The organism is uncultured Campylobacter sp., assembly GCF_938017705.1.
GTDB lineage: Bacteria > Campylobacterota > Campylobacteria > Campylobacterales > Campylobacteraceae > Campylobacter_B.
Genome location: NZ_CALIIS010000137.1, coordinates 1 through 6733 on the forward strand (window position 1 = coordinate 1; position 6733 = coordinate 6733).

A 6733-nucleotide genomic window follows, 5' to 3' on the forward strand; every position below is an offset into this window, starting at 1 on the left:
TCAGGCGCAAAATTTCGGCGGTCAAAATTTTGGCGGACAGAATTTTGGCAATCAAAATGCTCCTGCATTTAATGTGCCTAATACCAATAACGCAGCTTTTGCAAATCAGCCGCCTAAAAACGAGGTTATAGATTTTGGGCGTGCTCCATTGCCGCCTAAATCAAATTTCTCTGGAGGTTCTACAAATACCGCAAGTAGCACTCCGCTAAGTTCTAGAATTGAGATAAAAACTTCAAATTTAAGCGAAGATAAGCAGAGCTTGGAGAGTAAATTTTACGCGACGAATAAGATTGAGTATTCGCTATCGCTAGCCGAAGAAGCGTATAATAAGAAAGACTACGACAATGCGATTAAATGGGCTCTTACGTCAAATGAGCTTGATAAGGACAACGTCGCCAGCTGGATAATTTTTGCTAAAGCCAATTATAAAAAGGGTCGTAAAGAAGACGCGCTTTACGCTCTTGAGACCTTTAATGCAAAGGCGAAAAATAGCGAAATTTCTAACCTCATTTCAAAGATAAGAAGCGACAAACTATGAAAATTTTATATATTTTAGCTTTTGCGATCGCGTCGTTATTTGCAGTTAGTGCCGATGACGTGCGCAACTGGGATCAGATCGGTCAGTATAACCGTATCTGCCAAGAAAGCGTGCGAAATTTATTCATCGAGGAGCAGAGCGAGGCACTTGCAAATATGTATGCTAAAGCGTGCCTCAAGATGGATAAAGTAAATGAGCTCGTCGTGCCTACGGTGATGCTTTATAAAACCAAAGAGGCTCGCGAGAACGCTTCTCTTTATTCGACCATAATTTTTCAAAAAAAGATGCTTTATTTGGCGCTTTGCGACGGCGTGGATATTAGCTATATACGCACGCCTAAGATCAATTATATTTTGTCTGAAATTTTTGATAAATTTACGGAGAGAGCATACGTAAAAAAGAGTGATACGTATGTCTTTACCCTAGAAAACGGCGAGCGTGCCGAGCTTTTTATCAAAGAAGAGGAAGAGGTAAAAAAGATGGTAATTGCAATTTATGCTGGCGATAAGCTTAGCTCGATTAAAATTTATTGGTGATCGCGATGACGAAGATTGAAGAGCAGATCGTTGCGATTTTAATACGAAACAATATCCTTACTAGCACCGTTGTTCCGGAAATTAAAGACAAGATGGATATCGGCTTGACGCTAGGCGAGGTTTTAGTTGGAGATAACTATCTAAGCCAGGATGATTTTTGCTCGATTTTAGTTGAGTTATACAAGCGTCGTCAGATAGCATTTGACGATATAAGCGAAAAATTTTCGATGGATCCGAAGGAATTTTTGCAAATTCTAGCTAAGAAAATGAACCTGTCATATATGAATTTAGACGATATTGACATAGACTTTAGGTTATCGGAACGCACTCCTACCGCACAGCTTAAAAGATACGGCGTGATACCGGTTAAAGCGGATGATCTGAATATTTACGTTGCTTTTTCTGATCCGTTTAATCTTGAGTCGCAAGATAAAGCGCAGGCTATGTTTAGTAAACAGCTGCTTAAAATCGTAGTAGCCGATCCAAATCAAGTAAATAAATATCTATCTAAACTTGAGCTTTCAGAGAGCATTAAAGGGCTCGTAGCGGAGATCCGCAAAGAGCTTGCTAACACCGGCGGTAGCGGAAGTAGCGATGATACCTCGGCGATTTTAAAGCTCATTGAGATGATAATTAGTCAGTCTATTAAGATGCGCGGTAGCGATATTCACATCGAACCTACCGAGAATAACTGCGTCGTGCGTACCAGAATAGACGGAATGCTTGCTGAAATTTTTATCTTTGATAAGGATATCTATCCGCCGCTAGTAAGCCGATTGAAGCTACTTTCGAATATGGATATCGCCGAGCGTCGCAAGCCGCAAGACGGCAGGTTTAGTATGAAAATTTCAGGTCGCGAATATGACTTTCGTATCTCGACGCTGCCTATCATCAACGGCGAATCTACCGTTATGCGTATCCTTGATAAATCGAAGGTTATCATCAGCCTCGAAAAACTAGGCATGCACCCTGATAGCTTTAAGAAATTTAATAACGCTATGAAGGCTCCATATGGTATTATCTTGGTTACCGGACCTACGGGAAGCGGTAAGTCTACGACGCTATATGCAGCGCTAAACGATATTAAAAATATCGATACTAAGGTTATTACCGTAGAAGATCCGGTAGAGTATCAAGTAAATTTAATCCAACAAGTCCAAGTTAACGAAAAAGCAGGTCTTACCTTCGCTTCAGCACTGCGCTCGATCTTAAGACAAGACCCTGACATCATAATGATCGGTGAGATTCGTGATCAAGAGACCCTTAGAATTGCGATCCAGGCTGCTCTTACGGGACACTTGGTTTTCTCGACACTACACACCAACGACGCCGTTAGCGCGATTCCGCGAATAGTGGATATGGGTATAGAGGCCTACCTCATAAGTGGTGCACTGATTGCGGTAGAGGCACAGCGTCTTGTGCGAAAGCTTTGCCCGCACTGCAAGCAGCCTACAAATCTGCCTAAATCGATGCTTGATCAGCTGAAGGAATTTTTGCCTGAAAAATACACATTTTTCAAGGCCGTAGGTTGCGATCAATGCGGTCAGACGGGCTATATGGGGCGTGAGATGATTAGTGAAATTTTACCTATTACCGATAAAATGCAGAGCTTGATCGCTAACGGTGGCTCAAAGGACGATATGAGGGCCTTGGCGAAGGAGGAGGGTTTTATAGATATGTTTGAAGATGGTGTTATACGTGCTGCGCGCGGAGTAACTAGTATAGAAGAAATTTATAGGGTGGCTAAACAATGAAAAAGCAATTAGAAGTTGAATACAACGCCAAGGGCGCAAGAAGAAAGATGTTTTTGCAAGCCAGCGATAAGGTGCAAGCAAACAACCTCATGAAGCAGCGCGTAGGCGGAACGATTGTAAAAAGAGGTGAAACCCAAGTCGTAGCCAATACGGGCGGCGATTTTAAGGCGCAGGGTTCGCGCATGCTAGGTGGAAGCGGAAGAGTTAGAACGTTGCCGTTAGTAGCGTCGATCCGTCAGCTTTCCGTTATGACAAATGCCGGAATTTCAATCCACGACTCGATCAAAGAGGTCGCAAGGGCGGCAGAGGATAAGACGCTAAAAGAGATTTTTAGTGCTATGAACGATGATCTTAACGCAGGTCTTAGCTTGACAGAGTCTACGGAGAAATTTAGAGGTCAGCTCGGTGATGTCGTCGTTGCGATGGTAAGCCTTGGTGAAGCAACCGGTAATATGGCAGAGTCTCTAGCCAAGCTTGCCGCTATGCTTCAAGAGCTTTGGGAAAACCAGCGTAAATTTAAAAAGGCGATGCGTTATCCTATGATCCTTATGATTGTTATGGCGATTGCGTTTTCGGTTTTGATGATGTATGTCGTGCCGAAATTCCGCGAGATTTTTGAGGATTTGGGCGCGGATTTGCCACTACCTACTAGAATTCTACTTGGCATCGAAAGTACTCTTAATAATTATGGAATTTTTGTTTTAGCGGGCATCATAGGCACTATCATAGCTCTTAGATGGGCATATCGCAATAACGATGAGTTTAAAAAGGGCTTTGACAAGACGATTTTAAAGGTCTATCTATTTGGTAAGATCATATTTTTCTCGACGATGTCGCGATTTATGCTTATTTTTACAGAGCTCGTGCGAGCGGGTATTCCTATTGCAGATGCGCTGGATACATCTGTTTTAATGGTGGATAATCATACTTTAAAAGAGAAGCTCTCTACCGTTAAAATTGCCGTACAGCAAGGTGTGAGCCTAACAGAGGCATTTAACAATACAGGGCTTTACGAAAGTATGCTTATTCAGATGATCAGCGCGGGCGAGCAGGCCGGTAACCTCGATAAGATGCTTGGCAACGTCACGGATTATTATAAAGAGAAATTCGACGATATCATCGATAATATCTCAAGCTACGTAGAGCCGATCATGCTATTTTTTATGGCGGGCATGGTTCTTCTTTTGGCTCTTGGTATCTTTATGCCTATGTGGGATTTGGGCAAAGCCGTCAAAAACTAACCCCTTTAATTCCGCGCCTGCGAGGGCGCGGAATTTTATCAAAGCATTAAAATTTCGTCCTTCAAATAAAATTTTAACCTTCGTTTGGCTAAAATATCGCTTTAAATTTAAGGATCAATCATAGTTAAAGAAGTATATTTTATCGTCGTATCGGCTATCATAATATTTTTTGGGCTTGCTACTATTGCGCCCGATTCCGCGCTTGTGGGCAGCGCAGGCAATGCCATCCGCTCGTTTAATACCCAGCTATTCGGCTATTTTGCATACATCTATCCGCTATTTTTGCTCGCCTTAGCATACGTAGCCTATAAGCATTTTCGCGGTTTTGACTTTAGATTTTTTGAGTTTAGCATCGGAGCCATTTTGCTGTTTTTTACCATTTTGATGGTGCAGTCGAGTCTCTTTGGCGCTAGTGGCGGAGCAGTCGGCAGCTTCGCGGTGGACGGACTTAGGCGAATGATCGGAAGCGTCGGTGTGTGGATTTTTAATATTACGATTTTTGTGCTTTCGCTAGTACTTATATTCGAAGATCGTTTTACCGACATCATCAAAAACTGCTTTATTGGCTCAAGAGATGAAAGCTCGCAGGATGAAATTGGAGATGATTTCGCTAGCGACGCGGATACATTGCAAAGGGGCGGGCTTGCAAGGCATTCGTCTGCGCAGGGCTTGAGAGGTGCGGAAAATTTTAACGCTTTGAATGACACTTTGAGCGCAGAGGACAATTCGGCGAAACAGGGTAATTTTGCGGAGCAGGGTGCAAGCGGACGTGGTTTTGAAGGCGAGCAAAATTTACAAAATTTAAACGATACTCGCGAGCCTGAAAATGAGCATAATTTCAGTGATGCACAGGGTCCGCAGGCTTCCGCTGAACGCGAGCTTAAAATGCCGCAAAAGGGAAAGCCGAGCAGGCTAAAAAGGGTCGAGCGCCTAAGTGAGGTCGCCGAAAATAAAAGGCTTTTGGATCAGCTCGATAAGGGCAGAGTGGCTAAGCCCAAGGATTTTAAACTGCCGCCGCTTGACTTTTTAAATTTGCCGCCGAAAAAGAAAAGCAATATCGACGAGAGCGAGATCGATCGTAAAATTTACGACCTGCTCGATAAGCTGCGTAAATTTAAGATCGACGGCGACGTGGTGCGGACCTACTCGGGCCCGGTCGTTACGACATTTGAGTTTCGCCCTGCCGCGCATATCAAGGTAAGTAAAATTCTAACGCTGCAAGACGATCTCGCGATGGCTCTTAGGGCGCAGACCATCCGCATCCAAGCGCCGGTTCCTGGTAAAGACGTCGTGGGTATCGAGATTCCGAATCAAAATATCGATACGATCTATCTGCGCGAAATTTTAGAAAGCGACGTGTTCAAAAACGCCTCCAGTCCGCTTACCATCGTGCTTGGCAAGGACATCGTGGGCCAGCCTTTCGTCACCGATCTTAAGAAGCTACCGCACCTTCTCATCGCAGGCACCACCGGAAGCGGCAAGAGCGTGGGCATCAACGCCATGCTGCTTAGTCTTTTGTATCGCAACTCGCCCAAGAGCCTGCGCCTTATAATGATCGATCCGAAGATGCTTGAGTTCAGTATCTACAACGACATCCCGCACCTGCTAACGCCCGTCATCACGCAGCCTAAGCAGGCGATCATCGCGCTAAGTAATCTCGTTGCGGAGATGGAGCAGCGCTACTCGCTCATGGCACAAAATAGGACGAAGAATATCGATAACTATAACGAAAAGATGCTGCGCGAGGGGGGTGAAATTTTGCCTTACATCGTCGTTATCATCGATGAGCTCGCGGATCTGATGATGACGAGCGGCAAGGACGTAGAGCATTACATCGCGCGTTTGGCGCAGATGGCGCGCGCTAGCGGCATCCATCTCATCGTAGCGACGCAGCGCCCTAGCGTAGACGTCGTCACGGGGCTGATAAAGGCGAATCTGCCTAGCCGCATCAGCTTCCGCGTGGGCTCGAAGGTCGATAGCAAGGTGATTTTGGATCAGATGGGCGCGGACAGCCTGCTTGGGCGGGGCGATATGCTCTTTACGCCGCCTACCGCGCCGGGGCTCATCCGCCTGCACGCGCCGTTTACGACCGAGAACGAGATCAACAAAATCGCAGAATTTTTAAAAGCGCAAGAAAGCGTCGTTTATGACGAGCGATTTTTGATCGAAAATGAGGGCGCCAAGCAAGAAGGCGGCATAATCAATCCGCAAAATATCGTGCTTGACGAGCTTTACGACGAGGCGAAAGCGATCGTTTTGGAGGAGGAGAAAACCTCGATCAGCTACCTACAGCGCCGCTTGCGTATCGGGTACAACCGCGCCGCGACGATCATCGAGCAGCTCGAGCAGATGGGCGTTTTGAGCGAGATCAACGCCAAAGGCCAGCGCGACATAATCAAGTAAATTTTAAAATTTTGATGAAATTTAAGCGGCGAAATTTTGAAATTTATTGGATTTGCGGGCGCCGGAATTTTTAAAATTTAATCGATCTGCGTCGGTAAAATTTTGAAATTTATTGGATTTGAAGCGGTGGAATTTTAAAATTTCAGTACCTGTTGCGAATTTTAAATTTTTAAATTTGTATGTCCATGCCCCACAGCTCGCACTTGTATCTCTGCGGCTGAGGCAAAATGGCGACTTGCGCGGATGTGATCGAGGTTTTTT

6 protein-coding genes are annotated in these 6733 nt (G+C 44.9%); 5 read left to right on the forward strand and 1 reads right to left on the reverse strand.

Translation table 11 applies throughout. The features are described 5' to 3' along the window. The 5 genes from Q0605_RS06990 to Q0605_RS07010 all read left to right on the forward strand — a co-directional run. Nucleotides 1–538: CDC27 family protein (locus tag Q0605_RS06990; RefSeq protein WP_363317213.1), on the forward strand; the 538-nt coding region annotated here is incomplete at its 5' end. Continuing rightward, entirely contained in the window at nucleotides 535–1074 is a 540-nt protein-coding gene (locus Q0605_RS06995) for a hypothetical protein (protein ID WP_177389145.1), read from the forward strand. The genes Q0605_RS06990 and Q0605_RS06995, both read left to right, overlap by 4 nt. A gap of 5 nt (nucleotides 1075–1079) precedes the next feature. Then, nucleotides 1080–2828 carry a GspE/PulE family protein gene (locus tag Q0605_RS07000; protein ID WP_177389147.1) on the forward strand — a complete coding sequence of 583 codons (1749 nt, stop codon included), beginning with the start codon at nucleotides 1080–1082 and terminating at the stop codon, nucleotides 2826–2828. After that, nucleotides 2825–4069 (forward strand): type II secretion system F family protein, encoded by a 1245-nt coding sequence (locus Q0605_RS07005; protein ID WP_298705438.1) that lies wholly within the window; start codon nucleotides 2825–2827, stop codon nucleotides 4067–4069. Before Q0605_RS07000 ends, Q0605_RS07005 begins: the two co-directional genes overlap by 4 nt. Before the next feature lie 159 nt (nucleotides 4070–4228). Further along, the gene (locus tag Q0605_RS07010) at nucleotides 4229–6472 is read left to right on the forward strand and encodes a DNA translocase FtsK (RefSeq protein ID WP_298705443.1); all 2244 of its coding nucleotides are present in this window, start codon (nucleotides 4229–4231) and stop codon (nucleotides 6470–6472) included. Nucleotides 6473–6493: 21 nt separating this feature from the next. Here the strand turns inward: Q0605_RS07010 and Q0605_RS07015 are convergent. Then, a partial coding sequence (locus Q0605_RS07015) for a hypothetical protein (RefSeq protein WP_298705440.1) occupies nucleotides 6494–6733 on the reverse strand: 240 nt, incomplete at its 5' end.

Bases quoted from the DNA above. Each gene is read 5' to 3' on its own strand.
- Q0605_RS07000 (WP_177389147.1), top strand. From the start codon at position 1,080: ATGACGAAGATTGAAGAGCAGATCGTTGCGATTTTAATACGAAACAAT.
- Q0605_RS06995 (WP_177389145.1), top strand. From the start codon at position 535: ATGAAAATTTTATATATTTTAGCTTTTGCGATCGCGTCGTTATTTGCA.
- Q0605_RS07005 (WP_298705438.1), top strand. From the start codon at position 2,825: ATGAAAAAGCAATTAGAAGTTGAATACAACGCCAAGGGCGCAAGAAGA.